Origin of the sequence: Paenibacillus sp. OK076, assembly GCF_900110055.1 — a bacterium.
In the GTDB taxonomy this organism is placed as follows: domain Bacteria; phylum Bacillota; class Bacilli; order Paenibacillales; family Paenibacillaceae; genus Paenibacillus.
In genome coordinates this window covers 161,447-178,644 of record NZ_FOCH01000003.1, presented here as the reverse complement: position 1 = coordinate 178,644, position 17,198 = coordinate 161,447, and the positions used below count along the sequence as shown (strand labels likewise).

General features: G+C 45.0%; 16 protein-coding genes. 12 read left to right on the top strand and 4 right to left on the bottom strand.

Annotation, left to right across the window (positions count from 1 at the left end):
- The first annotated feature begins 215 nt into the window (after positions 1 to 215).
- Together BMY78_RS23330 and BMY78_RS23325 are read left to right on the top strand one after the other, a co-directional pair.
- Entirely contained in the window at positions 216 to 932 is a 717-nt protein-coding gene (locus BMY78_RS23330) for an expansin ExlX (RefSeq protein ID WP_090903773.1), read from the top strand.
- Between the two features lie 147 nt (positions 933 to 1,079).
- Positions 1,080 to 2,036, top strand: coding sequence for an alpha/beta hydrolase (locus BMY78_RS23325; protein WP_090903772.1), 957 nt, complete (start codon positions 1,080 to 1,082; stop codon positions 2,034 to 2,036).
- Here the strand turns inward: BMY78_RS23325 and BMY78_RS23320 are convergent.
- Complete coding sequence (locus BMY78_RS23320) at positions 2,031 to 2,909, bottom strand: PhzF family phenazine biosynthesis protein (RefSeq protein WP_090903771.1); 879 nt, start codon at positions 2,907 to 2,909, stop codon at positions 2,031 to 2,033. The two genes, BMY78_RS23325 and BMY78_RS23320, sit on opposite strands and share 6 nt — an antisense overlap.
- Before the next feature lie 181 nt (positions 2,910 to 3,090).
- On the opposite strand from BMY78_RS23320, the gene BMY78_RS23315 reads away from it, so the two are divergent.
- The 9 genes from BMY78_RS23315 (at position 3,091) to BMY78_RS23275 (ending at position 12,725) form a co-directional block, all read left to right on the top strand.
- Entirely contained in the window at positions 3,091 to 4,017 is a 927-nt protein-coding gene (locus tag BMY78_RS23315) for an NADP-dependent oxidoreductase (protein WP_177185849.1), read from the top strand.
- A gap of 301 nt (positions 4,018 to 4,318) precedes the next feature.
- Positions 4,319 to 4,870: a GNAT family N-acetyltransferase gene (locus BMY78_RS23310; RefSeq protein ID WP_090903769.1), complete on the top strand. Its 552-nt coding sequence runs from the start codon at positions 4,319 to 4,321 to the stop codon at positions 4,868 to 4,870.
- A gap of 260 nt (positions 4,871 to 5,130) precedes the next feature.
- Positions 5,131 to 6,246 carry a nucleotidyltransferase domain-containing protein gene (locus BMY78_RS23305; protein WP_090903768.1) on the top strand — a complete coding sequence of 372 codons (1,116 nt, stop codon included), beginning with the start codon at positions 5,131 to 5,133 and terminating at the stop codon, positions 6,244 to 6,246.
- Between the two features lie 265 nt (positions 6,247 to 6,511).
- On the top strand, positions 6,512 to 7,141 hold the full coding sequence (locus BMY78_RS23300; RefSeq protein ID WP_090903767.1) for a type 1 glutamine amidotransferase family protein: 630 nt from the start codon (positions 6,512 to 6,514) through the stop codon (positions 7,139 to 7,141).
- Between the two features lie 81 nt (positions 7,142 to 7,222).
- The gene (locus BMY78_RS23295) at positions 7,223 to 7,960 is read left to right on the top strand and encodes a cyclase family protein (RefSeq protein ID WP_090903766.1); all 738 of its coding nucleotides are present in this window, start codon (positions 7,223 to 7,225) and stop codon (positions 7,958 to 7,960) included.
- A 251-nt stretch (positions 7,961 to 8,211) separates the two neighbouring features.
- Positions 8,212 to 9,693, top strand: a complete 1,482-nt coding sequence (locus tag BMY78_RS23290) for a sensor histidine kinase (protein WP_090903765.1) — start codon at positions 8,212 to 8,214, stop codon at positions 9,691 to 9,693.
- On the top strand, positions 9,690 to 10,382 hold the full coding sequence (locus tag BMY78_RS23285; RefSeq protein ID WP_090903764.1) for a response regulator transcription factor: 693 nt from the start codon (positions 9,690 to 9,692) through the stop codon (positions 10,380 to 10,382). Before BMY78_RS23290 ends, BMY78_RS23285 begins: the two co-directional genes overlap by 4 nt.
- Positions 10,383 to 10,501: 119 nt before the next feature.
- Positions 10,502 to 12,007 carry an S-layer homology domain-containing protein gene (locus tag BMY78_RS23280; protein ID WP_090903763.1) on the top strand — a complete coding sequence of 502 codons (1,506 nt, stop codon included), beginning with the start codon at positions 10,502 to 10,504 and terminating at the stop codon, positions 12,005 to 12,007.
- A gap of 13 nt (positions 12,008 to 12,020) precedes the next feature.
- Complete coding sequence (locus BMY78_RS23275; RefSeq protein ID WP_090903762.1) at positions 12,021 to 12,725, top strand: ankyrin repeat domain-containing protein; 705 nt, start codon at positions 12,021 to 12,023, stop codon at positions 12,723 to 12,725.
- Positions 12,726 to 12,809: 84 nt separating this feature from the next.
- Here BMY78_RS23275 and BMY78_RS23270 read toward each other — a convergent pair whose 3' ends face one another.
- Positions 12,810 to 13,010: a hypothetical protein gene (locus BMY78_RS23270; RefSeq protein WP_090904006.1), complete on the bottom strand. Its 201-nt coding sequence runs from the start codon at positions 13,008 to 13,010 to the stop codon at positions 12,810 to 12,812.
- Between the two features lie 189 nt (positions 13,011 to 13,199).
- On the opposite strand from BMY78_RS23270, the gene BMY78_RS23265 reads away from it, so the two are divergent.
- Entirely contained in the window at positions 13,200 to 13,694 is a 495-nt protein-coding gene (locus BMY78_RS23265) for a hypothetical protein (RefSeq protein WP_256222333.1), read from the top strand.
- Positions 13,695 to 13,786: 92 nt separating this feature from the next.
- Here BMY78_RS23265 and BMY78_RS23260 read toward each other — a convergent pair whose 3' ends face one another.
- Together BMY78_RS23260 and BMY78_RS23255 are read right to left on the bottom strand one after the other, a co-directional pair.
- Positions 13,787 to 15,613 (bottom strand): ABC transporter substrate-binding protein, encoded by a 1,827-nt coding sequence (locus BMY78_RS23260; RefSeq protein ID WP_090903761.1) that lies wholly within the window; start codon positions 15,611 to 15,613, stop codon positions 13,787 to 13,789.
- A gap of 65 nt (positions 15,614 to 15,678) precedes the next feature.
- The gene (locus BMY78_RS23255) at positions 15,679 to 17,193 is read right to left on the bottom strand and encodes an ABC transporter permease (RefSeq protein WP_090903760.1); all 1,515 of its coding nucleotides are present in this window, start codon (positions 17,191 to 17,193) and stop codon (positions 15,679 to 15,681) included.
- Between the last annotated feature and the right edge of the window lie 5 nt (positions 17,194 to 17,198).

Genomic DNA, 17,198 nt, shown 5'->3' with positions numbered 1-17,198 from the left:
GGAATAGATGAGTACCTTAGCGGGTCTAAACACCTAATTCAAGTGAGGTAAACATGTTGTTTTCATGCTCGGGGAAGGGGTGAGACTAGGGCGGGACTTTGGAAGCAATTTAGCTGATTAGATTGAAAATAATAATAATTTATGTAAAATAATGTTATATTCGAATCTAACAACCTAGCAATCTAGCATGTATCTGACGACAGGAGGATTTTGACATGAATCAAAAAAGCAGATTTCAACGGTTAAAATGGGTAGGTACCACGTTATTGTTAGGCTTAGTGCTGTTTGCATTGCCGGCATCTGCTGCATGGAATGATACATACAAAGGTTACGCTACTTACACAGGTTCAGGATACTCGGGAGGAGCTCTACTATTAGACCCTATTCCTGCGGACATGAAAATTACGGCACTTAATCCATATCAGCTTAATTATAATGGCATCAAGGCTGCGCTGGCGGGAGCGTATCTGGAGGTGCAAGGTCCCAAAGGCAAAACGACCGTATATGTAACGGATCTGTATCCTGAGGGAGCCAGTGGTGCGCTGGATCTTTCACCAAATGCCTTTAACCTGATCGGGGACCCGAAGGCAGGCAAAATCGATATCAGTTGGAAAGTCGTAAAAGCTCCGGTCAAAGGTAACGTTTCCTATCGGATCAAAGAAGGCAGCAGTCAGTGGTGGGCAGCGATCCAGGTTCGGAATCATAAATATCCGGTGCTGAAGCTCGAAGTGAAGCAAAAGGACGGCACATGGCTCAATCTGGAGAAACAGGACTATAATCATTTCCTGGGAACTGGACTGGGTAAAGAAAAATTGAACATTCGCATCACCGATATTCGCGGGCAGGTAGTGAGTGATACCCTTCCGGCTTTGCCTGAAAGTGGATCGGGTGGAGCCTATATTGTACCGGGTAATGTACAGTTTCCGGATTGACAGAGGTAGGAAGATTTCTTGGAAAGAATCATGCTCAAAAGTATGCTTAATGAAAAGTCGTGCAATGCACGGCTTTTTTTGGTTATATAAGATGATGCTCACGCAACTGAATTAAATGGGTTTTACGACAAGAGGAGAATGTACAGCATGGATAATCTGCCTTCATATCATTCATCACATCATTATTGGAAACAGTATCAAGCCTTCTTCCCGGAACAATTCAGGCTAGGGGACCATGCGAATCCTGAAGAGGAGTGGTGGGAATTGAACGGGGTTCATCTGCACATCGATCGTCTGCCCGCGCCCGATTCGCCGATCAAAATTCTGTTCATTCATGGAGCCGGAGGCAATGGCAGGTTGCTCGCTCCTTATGCTCGAATGTTGCAGCTCCGAGGCTATGAGGTCATATCGCCAGATCTTCCACCGTATGGACTGAGCTATCCGTTGCCTGGGACACGCCTCAATTATGAACTATGGATCAAGCTGCTTGTTTCACTCGCTGATCGGGAATTTAGGAAAGACGGCAAGCCGATCGTGGCGTTGGGAAGCAGCATCGGAGGCATGCTGGCTTATCACACGAGTGCACGCAGTGAGCACGTACAAGGCTTGATCGTAACCACTTTTGTGGACACGAGTGATGCGGATATGCGTGACCAGCTTGCACCAAACCGTCTGGTGAGCCGATGGGGCAAACGTATGATGGATCAGTTTCCTGCTTTACTGGATCATATACGGATCTCTGTGAAGCAAGTATCACGTATGCAGCTGATTACCAATAATTCGGATTTGACCCGACTTATTATGAATGATCCACAGGCGGCAGCGACGCGTGTACCGTTGGAACTGTTAAGAACATTCCTGAATAAGAATCCGGAGGTAGACCCGGAACAGTTTGACCAATGTCCTGTACTGCTGGTTCACCCCGAACTGGACCCGATGACACCATTACGGTTCAGCCAATCTTTTTTTGATCGATTGAAGGTGGAAAAGGAATGCGTAGTATTGGAAGGAGCGGGCCACTTTCCTATAGAACAGCCAGGGCTGAATCAATTGGAGCAAGCCGTGTTACGATTTTTACATCAGATTCAAGCGCAGCATTTATGAAAGTTGGATTCGAATGTTCTCTATATGAACCGCGACCCCACCCACTTGAATCTTTGTAATTTCATTGGAAATGCCCAGTGTTAATCTCGCTCGAATCTCCGAGGGGCGGTCCATGGTGTATCCTTGTCTAATCGTATAGGTTGTATCGTGGGGATCTGAAAGTTGATTGTATTTATGTAAATAACAGAGTAAAGCACCGTTAGATGTACCTGTTGCGCTCTCTTCCGGGATATCGTAGAGGGGAGCAAAATTCCGGCATTCTGCCAGAGTGCTCTCTTCATCTGGTTCAAGTGCAAATACGTGATAACCTACGACATGGTTAGCTTTGCTCATTTTAGCGATAAGCTGAAGATCAGGAATGATTTTTGACAGAACATCAACATGGTTAACCGCAATCAAGATATCGCGCAATCCGGTAGATACGATCTGTACAGGTAGTTCGGCATGTAAATCATGTGTAGAAATACCCAGAGAATCTGCAATGTCTTGTCGGTCAATGAGCTCTCCGAACTCCGGAAGTGTCTGAGACAGATAGACTTCACCATTGTTCTGGACAACGACTTCAAGTATTCCGGCTAACGTCTCCAACGTGTATACACCTACATCAACGATATGCTGTGCTTTCATTAAATAAAATAAGGCAATCGTTGCATGTCCACATAGATCAACTTCATCACTAGGGGTGAAGTAACGAACTTTGAAATCAGCCTGATCCGATGGCATAACAAACGCGGTCTCTGAAAATCCGACTTGTCTGGCAATCTTCTGCATCTGAGAGTCTGATAAATGTTCTGCTTGTAAAACAACGCCTGCGGGGTTTCCACCGAGAGGCTTGTCCGAAAATGCATGTAATGTACTTACTTCAATTTCCACATCGCTACCTCGCTTGTTCAGTTATTTAGGTTCAACCGTTCTCCATTATATCACGGTTCCTGATCTGGATTGTGAACCCAAACCTGCTGCGAATTCATGAATATAGGTCAACTGAACGTCCGGGAAGGGTAATGAAGAAGGAGAGCATAACGATAATTCTATGGAAAGGCTGGGATCTCTAATGAAAGCAATTGTGATTGAAAAGTTCGGTGGAGCGGAACAATTGAAGGAAAAGGAAATGCCCAAGCCGGCATGTGGAGTGAATCAGGTGCTGATCCGCATTCATGCTACTTCTGTGAACCCGGTGGATTTCAAAGTCAGACAAGGGCATATGAAAGAGGCAGCGGATTCTTTCCCACTAATATTGGGCGGGGATGTTGCCGGTACGGTGACTGAAGCGGGTTCAAATGTGGCAAGGTTCAGAGCGGGAGATCGTGTATTTGCCCGTCCTCGTCATTTCGGGACCTATGCAGAATATGTGGCCGTGGATGCGGACATCATTGCCCGTATCCCAGAAAATCTGAGCTTCGAGGAAGCAGCTGCCATACCGCTAGCAGCCATGACGGCCTGGCAGGCACTTGTCGACCATGGACGACTTGCCAAAGGGCAGAAGGTTCTCATTCATGCGGGAGCAGGTGGTGTAGGAACCTATGCCATCCAGATTGCCAAATATTTTGGCGCTGAAGTGGCCTCCACCGCAAGTGAAGCGAATGAGGAATTGCTTCATTCGCTGGGAGTGGACCATTTTATCAACTATAAAAAAGAAGACTTCTCGGAGATTCTCTCCGGGTACGATGTCGTGCTGGACACGATGGGTGGTGACATTCAGCGTGATAGCTTCAAGGTATTGAAGGCCGGTGGACATCTGGTATCGCTTGTGGAACAGCCGGATGAAACGCTGGCTAAGGAAGTTGGTGTAACCGCCAACGTCTTCATGATGGAACCCAAAGGGGATCAACTCGATCAGTTGGCCGAGCTCGCTGCTGAGGGCAAGCTGAGACCCATCATTGATGAGATATACCCCTTGAGTGAACAAGGACTGCGTGAAGCGCACGAAAAAAGCGAAACCCATCACACACGCGGGAAACTGGTCATTCGAGTAGAATAAACGAGGATTGACGTTAAATGTTTCAAGTTAGATTTTTGTTTCTGATGTACACCTCCTAAAATTCACACGAAAATACCCATATGGGGAACCAGTGATATTTTAGGAGTTGTATCTTGTATGCGGAAAAAGAGCACTGAATAATATAATTTGAAAGAATGGAATATTACGGTATATACTTGAAGTAAGTGTTGAAAGGAATGAGAACGATGTAGTATATGAAGACTTAGATCCCAAGGCCAGATCTCCGCCTTAATTCATATATGAGTGAGGTAGGAGTAAATAAACCTTAGGAGGATCTATAATGGAAAATAATATTTGGACAGGTCATAAAGTTAGATTACGTGCAATTCTCCCAACTGATTGGGATAAGTTCCACAATAATGATTCTGATTCTGACTGTGCTAGACTTTGCGATGTAATAAATTTCCCAAGATCGGAAGAGGGTACAAAAGCTTGGGCTGAACACCAGGCATCCCGTGGTCCTGATGGGGATAAAATTATGCTCGCGGTCGAGACTTTAGATGGAGTATTAGTGGGAAGCATAAGTTCGAATAACTGTGATACCCGAAATGGAACTTTTACGTACGGTGTTGCTATCTTCAGAGAATTCTGGCGCAATGGTTATGCATCAGAAGCTGTAAAAATATTGTTGCGATATTACTTTGAAGAGTTACGCTATCAGAAAGTTACTGCACATGTTTATGCTTTTAATCAAGGTTCACTAGAACTTCATGAGCGTCTTGGATTTGTCCAAGAAGGGAAACTCAGAAATATGGTATTCACTAATGGACAGCATTACGATGAATATCTATATGGTTTGACTAAAAGTGAGTACTCGAGAATGAAGATATGAGAGTAGGCTACCCTAGCGGTAGCCTTTTTTCGAATAACGGGAAACGAAAATTTAACTCTGAGGCGGGATGTAGGCGATTTGTTGATGTTCATTTTCAAATGTAAATCTCAGAACATGATCCTCTAAAAGGGGTCTTGGTACTAGGTCTCGAATAAAATAGATGTCCCAAAATTTGTAGAATGGGATTAAGCTAACCCTTACTTTAATAAAGGTGTATAGGTAGCCAATCTGAAATTGAAATACAATGAGGAGGTTATCTGATGATTGATGTTTTTGCTGTATCAGACATTATTGTAAAACATATTAAGACTCATTATCCTCAAGATGTTGCAATTGTCGGATATTACGGATCATATTTGCAGGGGCGAGCGACTGAACGTTCGGATTTGGATTTCTTCTTCATTCCGGCGACGGCCAGGGGTAGAGAAGTGGAGTGCCAGTTTATGATCGAAGGCATAAGTTTTGATTTCTGGCCCATCGGATGGGGTCGTGCTGAAAGAATGGCAACATCTGAAGAATGGAATACGACGATTATAGCAGATTGTGAATTGTTATATGTCCGATCAGATGATGATCTGGCCAGGTTCATGGAACTTCGCGAAACAATATCCAAGATGGGGAGTAAATCCAACGCATCGGATATGATCAGCAAAGCTGAGTCCGTATTAAAGGAATGCTTTATCAGCATAGCTAAAATGCGTCTTTCCAAAAACACCAAGGACCTGTCCTATTGTCGAACCCACGCTCAAAAGATTGCGGGAAACATTTTCATGTCGCTTGGCTTTTTGAACCAAATTTACTATAAACGCAGTTGGGGTCACTATCGTGAGCAAGTTAGAAATCTTCCCATTAAACCGGATCAACTGGACCCATACCTTGATACAATGATGTTCAGCCTTTCTCCAGATGAAATAGTATCAGCGTGCGAGAATCTGACAGCGGATACACTTGGTCTCATATCGGAGCGACAAAACAGCCAAGAAGAGACTCGCTCTTATAAAGAGCAACTGCGAGGGTACTACGAAGAGGAAAAAGGGATGGTGAATAAACTGTTAACTGCGTGCGAAAAAGGCCATTACGAAACAGCCTTCTTCGTTGCTATTGGGCTGCAAGACGGGTTATCCCGAATATTGTATGCGGCGGAAAAGGGGCGTTGGCCTGGTATGATGGACTTGGGTGAGCATCGCGAATTTTACGTTAATTATGGGTATCCAGATCTGGTTGCACTGTTAAATCCAAACGATTTTGAACCATTACGATTAGCCGTCCTGCAGCTTATAGATCAGTTGGAGAATCATCTCAAAAGAGAAGGCGTATCTATCAACCAGTTCGACTCTGTTGCTGAGTTCGAATCATTTTACATAAACCGAGTTTGAGGATATAGCCATGAAACAGTGAATTTTATAAAGCTAAGATGTTTCGTAATTAAGAATTACAGTACCTTTTTTCGAAGAGAAGGCCGCCCGCAAAAGGGGAGTTCTAAAAATAATGGGGACTATACTCTGGAGTATTCAAACCAAAAAGGGATTGAACCCACTATATGAGCTAATTGATTATGATCAATTTTAAAAAACTTTACTGACGGAAGATGTCAGTAAAGTTTTTTTATAATAGGGGTATCGACTAGAAGGGAAGTGCACTATGCATACCAAAAAAGCATATCTTTATGTATTTGATACGATGTCAGACTGGGAGGTTGGTTATTTAATTGCTGAACTAAACTCGGGAAGGTATTTTAAAAAGGGGCTGGCGCCGATAGAGGTGGTTGCTGTTGGTGTTGATAAAAGTCCAGTGACTACCATGGGAGGATTGGAAATATTACCTCACATTTCAGTTGCTGAGTGTATGGTGGAAAGTACGGATGTGTTGATTCTTCCAGGCGGGAATACTTGGATGGAATCCATTCACGAGCCTATATTGAAAAAAGCTTCGACATCTTTGGAAAAAGGTCATGTTGTTGCGGCAATATGTGGTGCAACCGTTGGTCTTGCGAGGACAGGATTGCTAGACTCCAGAAGGCATACAAGCAATGATCTGGAATATTTGAAAATGATTTGTCCTCATTATATTGGAGAAAAATACTATGAAATGGTACCTTCCGTAACGGATGATAATTTAGTTACAGCATCAGGCATAGCTCCGTTGGAATTTGCGATGCATGTATTAAAGGTGCTAGATGTATTTACACCGGAGACTTTAGATTCTTGGTTCAATCTATATCAGACTCATGAACCGAAATACTTCTTCGAGTTAATGAATTCGATCAAATAGCTGACATTCGATATTTTCGCATGGAATGGAATACGATATAATAGTAACAATTTATTCCATTCTATGTATGAGGTGATTCGGATGTCCAATGAACTCATTCAAGCGATTCAATTATTAAAAGAAAAGAAGTGGGTGGATCTGACCCATACGTTTGGACCGGAATCTCCACATTTCTCAGCTTTTGATGCGGCACAATTCGATACGTTGTTTAATCACGATCAAGGCTTCTTCGCCCAGAGTTTCAGGTTTCCCGGTCAATATGGTACACATCTGGATGCGCCAATTCACTTTGTGCGGGATACCCGGTATCTCGATGAACTGGGCTTAAAGGAGCTTGTGCTACCGCTGGTGGTCATTGATCAATCTGAGGCTGTAGAGAGCAATCCGGATTTCACGCTAGATGTCGAGCATATTCTTGAGTTTGAAAAAGAGCATGGCGTTATTGAAGCTGGTAGCTTTGTAGCACTGCGTACCGATTGGAGCAAACGCTGGCCCAGTCATGAAGCATTCGACAACAAGGATGCTGAGGGCAACAGTCATGCACCCGGATGGTCAGTCAGTGCGCTAATGTTTTTATTCGAGGAAAGAAAAATACAGGCGATCGGCCATGAGACCTTCGACACTGATTCAGCTGTAGACTATCAAAAGAACGGGGCACTTCTGGCAGAATATTATGTACTTGCCCGGGATACATATCAGGTAGAGCTGTTAACGAATCTGGATCAGGTACCAGCTAAAGGTGCGGTGATCTTCAATATCGTACCTAAGGCAGAAAAGGCGTCCGGCTTTCCAGTGCGCTCGTTTGCCATTTTACCGTAAAACAAAGTTGAACATAGATATATTGCAAAGGACTCACACACAGTTCTTTCCGAATGATTCGCATAAGTAAATAACTAGGGAGGTGTATTTCTCCTCTGATTGTTGAGAAACCCAGGTCATTTTTACGACCTTGGGTTTTTCTTCTGTTCAGGCAGCACTGCTGATATGGAATACTCCTATGGGCATTTGGATCAATCTTGTGTTAACATGTGCACTAACTAACCCAATAGCATGATTAAGAAGGGGATACCATGTCCATTCGAATAAAAATGTTGCTGTCCTTTACGGGTATGCTCGTCATAAGTTTGCTGTTCATCCTGCTTACGGCTAGTCTGTATACGATTGCTGCAACAGGCGATCTGCAGGGGTTTCGCGATATTTACAAAGTACATTATCAGGTGAATCCACTCACGGAACAGGGAGAATCGATCTTTCAAGAGATGAAGTTTCTGGCCAAAAATGATCCGGACGAGCTGCAGAACAAGGTTTTGCTGCGCGAGTACGACATGAAGCTTCGAGCCGAGAAGTCGGGGCTCTACGTCAGACGGGAGAATAACCAGATCTTCGAATCGTTGACCTTCAACCAGCCAGAACTGAAGCAAGCACTGCCTGCCTATGATCTTAACAATTATCAGATTCGGAGTACCTTTAACATCAGTGAACGATTCTATGCGTATGCGAAATTTGATTTTAAATATTCAGATGGAGAACGGGGAAGTATCTTCGTCATTCGGGAGAGAAGCCCATTTGCTGAACTTACTCGCAAGCTGCTGCCTGTGATGTCAGTTTTGCTCATCGGGGTCCTCATCATTGCGAACCTGCTCTTGTTCCGCTGGATCACCCGCAGCTTCATTAAACCATTGAATCAACTACGGAGTTCAGCCGAACATATCAAGGACGGAAATCTGACCTTCAAGCTTCAGCTTAACTCCAATGATGAGGTTGGACAGCTCAGCGAAGCGTTTGAGAGCATGCGGAATCAATTGCAACGCTCCAATGAGTTGCGCCAGCAGGACGAGGCGAACCGCCGAGAACTCATCTCCAACATTTCGCATGACCTTCGTACCCCGATCACCAATATTAAAGGTTATATTGAGGGAATTCGTGATGGAGTGGCCAACACTCCGGAAAAAATGGAATCATACGTCAATATCATTCACTCCAAAGCAGTCAGCATGGATAAGCTGGTGGATGAACTGTTTCTGTACTCAAAGCTCGACTTGAATCAGGAACCCTTCCTGTTTAAAGTGGTAGATCTTGTCGATTTCCTGGAAGACAGCATTGAAGAGCTGAGATACGATCTGGAGGACAAAGGAGTGGCTTTGGATTGGGATAATCGGGCCTCTGGTTCGGTCATGGCTTCTGTGGATCTGGATAAATTAAAACGCACCGTTGTCAATGTAGTGGATAATGCACTTAAATATATGGAGAATGAACAAAAACGATTTGGCATTACACTTGAAGCAGATGCAGAGTGGATTACGATGGCCTTTAAAGATAATGGTAGCGGAATACCGGAAGAGGCGCTGCCTTATATATTTGAACGCTTTTATCGGGCAGAACAATCTCGCAACTCCTCAACAGGCGGAAGTGGATTGGGACTGGCGATTGCCCGCCAAATCATCGATGGACACGGAGGTTTCATCTGGGCCGAAAGCAAACCCAATGACGGCACAATCATTTATATCAAACTAAAACGGCTAAATGAAGAGGAGGGGCTGATGGGAAAATGACAAACATTTTGATTATTGAGGACGAAACAACGATTGCGGAACTGGAACGGGACTATTTCGAACTCAACGGGTTTTCTGTAGAGCTCTGCCACAACGGAGATGAAGGGCTGAAGCTGGCTCTGGAGGGGAGTTACAATCTGATTATAGTTGATCTGATGCTGCCGGGACTGGACGGCTTCGAATGTTGCAGGCGCATTCGTGAAGTGAAAGAGGTGCCGATCCTTGTGGTCTCCGCGAAAAAGGAGGAGATCGATAAGATTAGAACGTTCAATTTGGGTGTTGATGATTTTATTACGAAGCCGTTCAGCCCAAGCGAGTTGGTTGCAAGAGCGAAGGCTCATTTGACCCGATACGAGAGATTGCTTGGCAAAAGCAAACCAGCCGAACAGGATGAAATTCACATTCGCGGGCTTCATATCGACAAGGGAGCGCGCCGCGTTTTTGCTAATGGCGAAGAGGTAGCAATTACAACCAAAGAATTCGATCTACTCGTATTTCTTGCGAGTCATCCCAACCGTGTATTCAGCAAATCGGATCTGTTCGAGCGGATCTGGAGCATGGATTCCAGCGGGGATATTGCGACGGTTACCGTTCATATTCGCAAATTGCGTGGGAAGCTGGAGGCAGACCCCAAAAATCCGGAGTACATTGAAACCGTTTGGGGCGCGGGTTACCGATTCACCGTATAAGTTTCGAGAAAAATCAGATTCAGTTTATAATTTGTTAATATTTTTGTCCTTGGGAGTTTCTTTTTGTCCTCTATTCTATAGATACAGGCAACTTCAACCTATAGAGGAGGAATTCATACATGAATCCTACAACCCGAAAAATAGCTACATTTTTAACCATAACTGCATTAGGCTCAGCAGTATTCCCGCTAACTGCGAATCAAGCATATGCAGCTACATACGTTACTAACGTTGCAGCTACAACGACACAGCTTACTAACCCGCAGATTGAGGCTGCCATCAAGGAACTGAACAGCCTGGGGATCATGAACGGTTATGCCGATCAATCCATGGGTGAGAATAGAGCCATTACCCGCGCAGAATTAGCATCACTGGTATTCAAAACGTTTAATCTGGAGGGCAAGACGGGAGAAAGCGTAGAATTAACGGACGTTAATCCTGACGCGTGGTATGCACCGTATGCATCAAAGCTCGTTGAACTTGGCATCATGCAGGCGAATAACGGACAATTCAATCCACACAGTCAAGTGACGGATGCAGAACTCGAACAAGTCGTATCCAAAGCGATGCAGCGTGATGTGAAATCTGTTCACCATTGGATGAGCACGTTCTACTCCGAGAACGATTCGACCACACGCGGCGAAACAGCGGTGCTGTTGCAAACGGCCCACCAGGCTATTCCTTCGGAGAAGGCTCAAATTCAGAGCGTTAGATCGCTGAATGCCATTACGTTAATTGTCACATTCGACAAACCGCTGACAGCAGCAGATGAAGTGTTTGCCAAGGCACAAACCGATTTTGCCCTCAGTGGTGGGTTGACATTGACTAACATGCCTCGTCTGAAAACAGGGTCCGTTGCGACGTACATCGTTCCAACGTCCGTTCAACGTGCAGGTGAAGTATACAGCCTCACTTATAAAGGCCAAGATGCTGGTTCCTTTGAAGGCAGCGGCACGAAATTAAACATGACGACGGTTAGTCAAATAACAAATGATACGTTCGAGATTGAAGCGCTGCAAGCGAAGGGTGTAGTGGATTACGGCTATATCATTTCAGCATACAGCGGTGGTCGAGGGGCTAGTGCGTTTGTGTTGAATGACCAAGAACAAGCAGAAGGCAAAACGTATCAAATTATCTCCTCCATGCAGGCAAGACAAGTCGTGATTACGCCAGAAGGTGGCGAGCCAATCGTTGCCAAATATGTTCCGTTCACGCAATCGACAGATGGCAAACAAGAACCGAAATTCCGTTTGCCCGAAGGACAAACATTGCAATCCGGTGTGACATATACGGTTTCTTCTGACTGGGCGAACATCAATAACGCTTCTTTCACCGCAAGGTCGTTTGATTCGTTGGAGGTTGTGAGTGCCCAAGGTGTGAGTGAAACTTCAGTTGAAGTTACGCTGGCCCAAGATCCTGGAGATGAGCTGTTCTCTGGTCGAAGTGTAACATTAACATCACCTAACGGTGACGTTCTGACAGCGACATATAAATATTCAAGTCGGAAAGGCGCCACGGGCGTATTCGATCTTGTTAATGATGGCAAGTTAATCCCAGGCACGACCTATACAATAAATCCAGTTGGGAATTGGAGTGTCGCTTCTTCGGTAACGGTGACACTGTAGTAAGGGAGGCAGTATGAATAAGTCGCTGATGATCATTATCCTAATAAGCAGTATGTTCGTCGTTCAGGGCTGCGTGCCTGAGGTGAGAAACGACTCGAAGGTGGAGGAGAAGTTATCAACTTCTCCGGATGTGCTGTTGTTGAAGGCTGCAGAGGGAAGAGACACCGAGAGTATTAAAAAATGGATTCAAGAGGGCGCCAATATCAATGCTCAGGATCAGAGCGGAAGAACAGCTGTTATGATTGCAACGTACAACAATGATCTGGCATCAGCCACAATGTTGATTGAAGCGGGTGCAGATGTTAATGTACAGGATGATATGAAAAATAACCCGTTTTTGTACGCTGGCGCTGAAGGGTACTTGGATATTCTGAAGCTGACGATTGAGGCGGGAGCCGATCCAGCGATAACGAATCGATATGGAGGAACTGCACTGATTCCAGCTTCGGAGCATGGATACGTGGATGTGGTACGAGAACTGCTGACCCAAACTTCAGTGAATGTGGACCATATTAATCAATTGGGATGGACAGCACTGCTTGAAGCGATCATTTTGAACGATGGAAATAAAAATCAGCAGCAGACAATTCAATTACTCATTGATCATGGAGCAGACGTAAACCTTTCGGATCGTGATGGTGTATCACCGCTTATTCATGCTAAGAATAAAGGCTTCAAGGAAATCGAAGCGATGTTGGTCCGGGCGGGTGCGAAATAAGTATTGTTTTTATTTTGCATATCTAGACGAATAGGCATTCATATAAATAATAAAGGAGGCGTATTCCGCCTCCTTTTTATGTGGTTACTTTTGATCCGAAGAGGGATCCTGATTGAATCGTTGTGAAATTTTCTTCTCTGTTTTCTTACGCCGAATCCAGCGCTTGAATCTACTTTCTTCTTTTCTTCCCTGCAGTGTTTCCTTCATGCCTTGGATCATAAATTCGGACCTTCTTCTGTCATCCCGACTAATTTCGCGTAGTTCCTTAATAAATTTGTCGTCCATATCTGCCTCTCGCTCATTAAGTATATTTCCATTATACCGAACGTACGTTCTTTTATCAAGTTTTACCATAATCGAATTTTTTGGAACGATTTTAGTGAGAAAGAGCACAGGATTCAACCCTCTCCGTATGTGAAAATGGAAAAATAGATCGTTCAGTAAAATCGGTATAACATGTCTGGAGGGCGAGGGATGAGGATTAGTGATGAGGGAATAATGCGCGAAGTTGGACCTGAAAGATCGTGGGTGATCATTGTGATGCAGGGGTTACTGGGCATTGGTGCGATGGTTGGAGGGGGAGCACTCATTATCGATCCATCGGGAAACCTTATCCAAATGCCGGATTCATTGTTGGAACATTCCCCGTTTGGCAGTTTTCTGATCCCGGGAATTATACTATTGTTGGTTCTAGGTGTTATGCCAATGATCATTGCCATTTCACTCCTTCGTCGCATTCACTGGAAAATAGGTGAAAAACTGAATCTCTACCCGAATCAATACTGGGGATGGACATTCTCCTTATATACGGGATTTGCTCTGATTATCTGGATTATGGTGCAGGTATACTGGATCCAGCATGTATCTGTGATCCATCTGGTCTATTTTTCCTGGGGAGTGGGGATTCAGATCGTCACTCTGTTGCCTGGTGTACAGCGCAGATATTCTAGGAAGATTGTACAATGTTGATTGTTCAATTTATAGAATATATTGTTCAGCATATAAAACGGCTGTCATCCGGATCTTGGAGTGATCCGGATGACAGCCGTTTATCTTTATTGCTACTTGGAAGCCTGGTAGGCGCTCAAGAATTCTTTTACTTTTGCCGGATCGGACTTCAATTCATTCCCAGTCTGAACGAGTGGACTTACTGTAGAGTACGCCTTAAGTTTGTTGTTTTTGTAGAACTGCAAAATGTCATCCTGGTTGATGGCGTACAGTACGGCTTTTCTCAGGTCACTGCTCTTGGCAACTTCCCGATTGGCTGTGTTGAACAGCAGATAGGAAACCGCATTGCTCGGAATGCTCTGCAATTGCAATTTGCTGTCATTTTTAATGATATCGTACTTCGTTTCAGGTACCCCGTAGTACAGGTGGATTTCACTGCTGCGAAGAGCAGACAACGCACTGTCGGCATCGGAGATGAATCGAACATTCACCTGAGAAATTTTAGGTGCATACTCAGAGCCTTTACGGTAGCCGGGATTCTGATAGAATACACCTTCATAATCATTTTTATATGCCAAGATATAGGGGCCGCTGGCATACAGGGTGTTGTTGTACGCAGCACCTTCAGTCACCGTATTCTGATCGCCGTAAGGAATGTCTTTATTCACGTCAAACGAAGCTACATCATACGTATTGATGCTCTCGACCTGCTTTTTGGACACAATACCAGCAGATTGGTGAGCCAGATAATTCAATACTTGCGGGAAAGGTTCCGTGGTTGTGAGTTTCACAACCTGATACTTCCCGGCAGCGTTATCGGCTTTGTTTTTGTCCGTGACCAGTTCCGTAATTTTGGTGCCCAGCCCTTGTTCTAATGCGTCTTTAACCGTACCGCTGCCACTAGATTGCTGAACGGATTCCAAGGCGCCCAGGTCTGTTACCAACTCGGCTTCCTTGATATGTTCGTGCAGGCTGTATGTCCGGTGATCCGGTACGGAATCTTTGTTTTTGGCGCGATCGAGAGAGAAGATGACGTCATCTGCACCGACACGTTCTCCCGTATCTACCGCTTTTTTGTTATCAATCTTGGCAAAGTTGATATCGTCTCTGAGAATGAAGTAATACTCCGAGTTACCCTCAGCAATGCTGAAATTGTGGGAGAGGGAACCCTCTGGTGTAAGTTGATCGTCATCTGTCAGGTTAACGAGACGTACATACATGTTGGTGTTCAGTTGGTTGATGGAACCGTCATTTCCTTTGATCGGGTCAAGGGAAGTCAGGACGGAGGCACTTTGTGTCAGAATTAATGGTTCTTTGGTATTTTTGGAGCTGTCTTTGAATTCAATTGGTTCCCAAGCCATGGCGCGGGATTTGGACAAGCGAACGGTGTCTGCATTCAGAATGTCTTTGTTCAAAGCCTGACTTTTCAAGGAAATGTACAACGGAGCGATATAGGCCTGATCGGTCACCAAGCGGTCCTCCAATTGTTTATACGTATCCTTGTATTCGTCCGGAGTCTGGGTAGCAGCCTGGTCAATAAGTTTATCGATTTCTTCATCAGCCAGAATGCTGTAGTCTCCGCCTGTTTTGAAAAGTGAACGAACTGCATAGTCCGGATTCCCGGTTACCGTTGTCCAGCTGGACAGTGCAATGTCATAATTGCCTGCATCCTGCTGGGATTTGTAGCTGCCGTAATCCGGCTGCAGGTTCAGCTTAACATTGAAGCCATTCTTGGTGAGCTGGTCGCGGATAATGTTCACGTCGTTTTCGGAAGAGCTCTGAGCCAGTAATTCGATGTCTACCGGTTTTTGGTTTTGCGTGTTTTTTGTTGTATCGGACGGTGCGGTTTCTGACTGGGATTCCGTCTTGGTCTTCACACTGCAACCGGAGACCACAAGGACAAAAGTTAATAGTAGTGCTATCAGCATACGTTTTTTCATGAAAATACCTCCAGATAAGTTCATAATCAATGGAATTCAATTTGAGTTGAATATTGTAGAAGTGGTTAAGCCTTTTCGAGCTTCGGATCAAGCGCGTCGCGCAGTCCGTCACCCAGAAAGTTGAACGAGAGCACGAGCAGAATGATCGCAAGACCTGGATAGATGGCCAGATACGAATGGGTTTCCAGATACGTGCTGCCCAGCTTGAGAATGTTGCCCCATTCGGGAATATGCGGCTCCACGCCGAGTCCCAGATAACTCAGACTGCTGGTGGCAATGACCGCTCCGCCAATCGTAAGTGTAGACTTGATAATCATGGGTGCGAGCGAGTTCGGAATAATATGTTTGAAAATAATGGAGCGATTGTTGTAACCCAGTGCACGTGCAGCTTCAACAAATTCAAATGTAGATACATAGAGTACACTGGCTCTCATAGTTCGTGCGTAAGTTGGGATCGAACCCAGGCTGAGTGCCAGAATAAGATTGACCGTATTGGCCCCGAAAGCCGCAATGATGGCGATAGCGAGCAGAATACCCGGAATGGCATAGAGAATATCCAGCAGTCGCATGATGATATTGTCCGTGTGTCTTCCATAGAATCCCGAGAAGGCTCCGAGAATACCGCCTATCAGTACCGGAATCAGAGTTGACATGAAGCCTACGATCAACGATATACGGGCACCGAATACAATCCGGGAAAATAAACATCGTCCAAAGTCATCCGTTCCCAAGGGATAAGCGAGCGATGGAGACTGAAGCAAGGCCGAGTAGTTATTTTCTACAGCCATGCTGTAATCAAAAGTAAAGAAGCTGCAAATCGATATCGAGAACAGGAAAATGATAAAAAACAAACCGGACATTGCTGTGACATTCGGAGCAAGACGCTCCCACAGATCATTCCAGAAGTTGGATTTTTGTTTACCCTGTCTGCGGATTCGTCCAATGATGGAGATACCCAGCAGCAGTGCGAATACATTTCCTGTGACCGAAGTCAGAATCAGGATCACGCTCATTCCCAGCATCCAGCGTGGGATGATCGAGGCTGACGTATACCGGGATACGATAAACAGCACCACCAGATCAATCACAAGCACAAGTACGAGCGCAGCCATGGCTGGCAAAAACGTATCCGCAACATATGGTTTAAACATATTGAGTGCCGAGACCCCAATAACGAACAGCTGGGTCAGCAGCATATACACCGCAAATGTATACTCAATGCTCTTTGTTTTCTTGATCAGATGAAAAGCGGCCGTCACGATAAAGATATTGCCTGAAATGATACCCAACAGCTGGACCCAGGCAAGTCTGCGAGTCAGCACAGAGATTGTCCCCTTCTGAATCAGGTCTCTCCGAATCCGGAGCGTCAGCATACTCTGGACCAGCGTGAAAAATAGGTAGATTCCAAGCGCGGTCAGCAGAAATGGTCTGAACTCCTGAAGGCTCCAGTCATAACTGTTGAACAACAGTAACGCCGACAAGAGAAGGGAAGTGACCCAGGCGAAGCTTGCCTGACTGTACTCCTGTGAAGATTTAAGCCGAAAACGCATTTCTTGTGTAAGTGAACCCGATTTTGTCATAGTGC

Coding starts and splice junctions, on each gene's coding strand:
- BMY78_RS23330 (WP_090903773.1), top strand. CDS start 216: ATGAATCAAAAAAGCAGATTTCAACGGTTAAAATGGGTAGGTACCACG.
- BMY78_RS23325 (WP_090903772.1), top strand. CDS start 1,080: ATGGATAATCTGCCTTCATATCATTCATCACATCATTATTGGAAACAG.
- BMY78_RS23315 (WP_177185849.1), top strand. CDS start 3,091: ATGAAAGCAATTGTGATTGAAAAGTTCGGTGGAGCGGAACAATTGAAG.
- BMY78_RS23310 (WP_090903769.1), top strand. CDS start 4,319: ATGGAAAATAATATTTGGACAGGTCATAAAGTTAGATTACGTGCAATT.
- BMY78_RS23305 (WP_090903768.1), top strand. CDS start 5,131: ATGATTGATGTTTTTGCTGTATCAGACATTATTGTAAAACATATTAAG.
- BMY78_RS23300 (WP_090903767.1), top strand. CDS start 6,512: ATGCATACCAAAAAAGCATATCTTTATGTATTTGATACGATGTCAGAC.
- BMY78_RS23295 (WP_090903766.1), top strand. CDS start 7,223: ATGTCCAATGAACTCATTCAAGCGATTCAATTATTAAAAGAAAAGAAG.
- BMY78_RS23290 (WP_090903765.1), top strand. CDS start 8,212: ATGTCCATTCGAATAAAAATGTTGCTGTCCTTTACGGGTATGCTCGTC.
- BMY78_RS23285 (WP_090903764.1), top strand. CDS start 9,690: ATGACAAACATTTTGATTATTGAGGACGAAACAACGATTGCGGAACTG.
- BMY78_RS23280 (WP_090903763.1), top strand. CDS start 10,502: ATGAATCCTACAACCCGAAAAATAGCTACATTTTTAACCATAACTGCA.
- BMY78_RS23275 (WP_090903762.1), top strand. CDS start 12,021: ATGAATAAGTCGCTGATGATCATTATCCTAATAAGCAGTATGTTCGTC.
- BMY78_RS23270 (WP_090904006.1), bottom strand. CDS start 13,010: ATGGACGACAAATTTATTAAGGAACTACGCGAAATTAGTCGGGATGAC.
- BMY78_RS23265 (WP_256222333.1), top strand. CDS start 13,200: ATGAGGATTAGTGATGAGGGAATAATGCGCGAAGTTGGACCTGAAAGA.
- BMY78_RS23260 (WP_090903761.1), bottom strand. CDS start 15,613: ATGAAAAAACGTATGCTGATAGCACTACTATTAACTTTTGTCCTTGTG.
- BMY78_RS23255 (WP_090903760.1), bottom strand. CDS start 17,193: ATGACAAAATCGGGTTCACTTACACAAGAAATGCGTTTTCGGCTTAAA.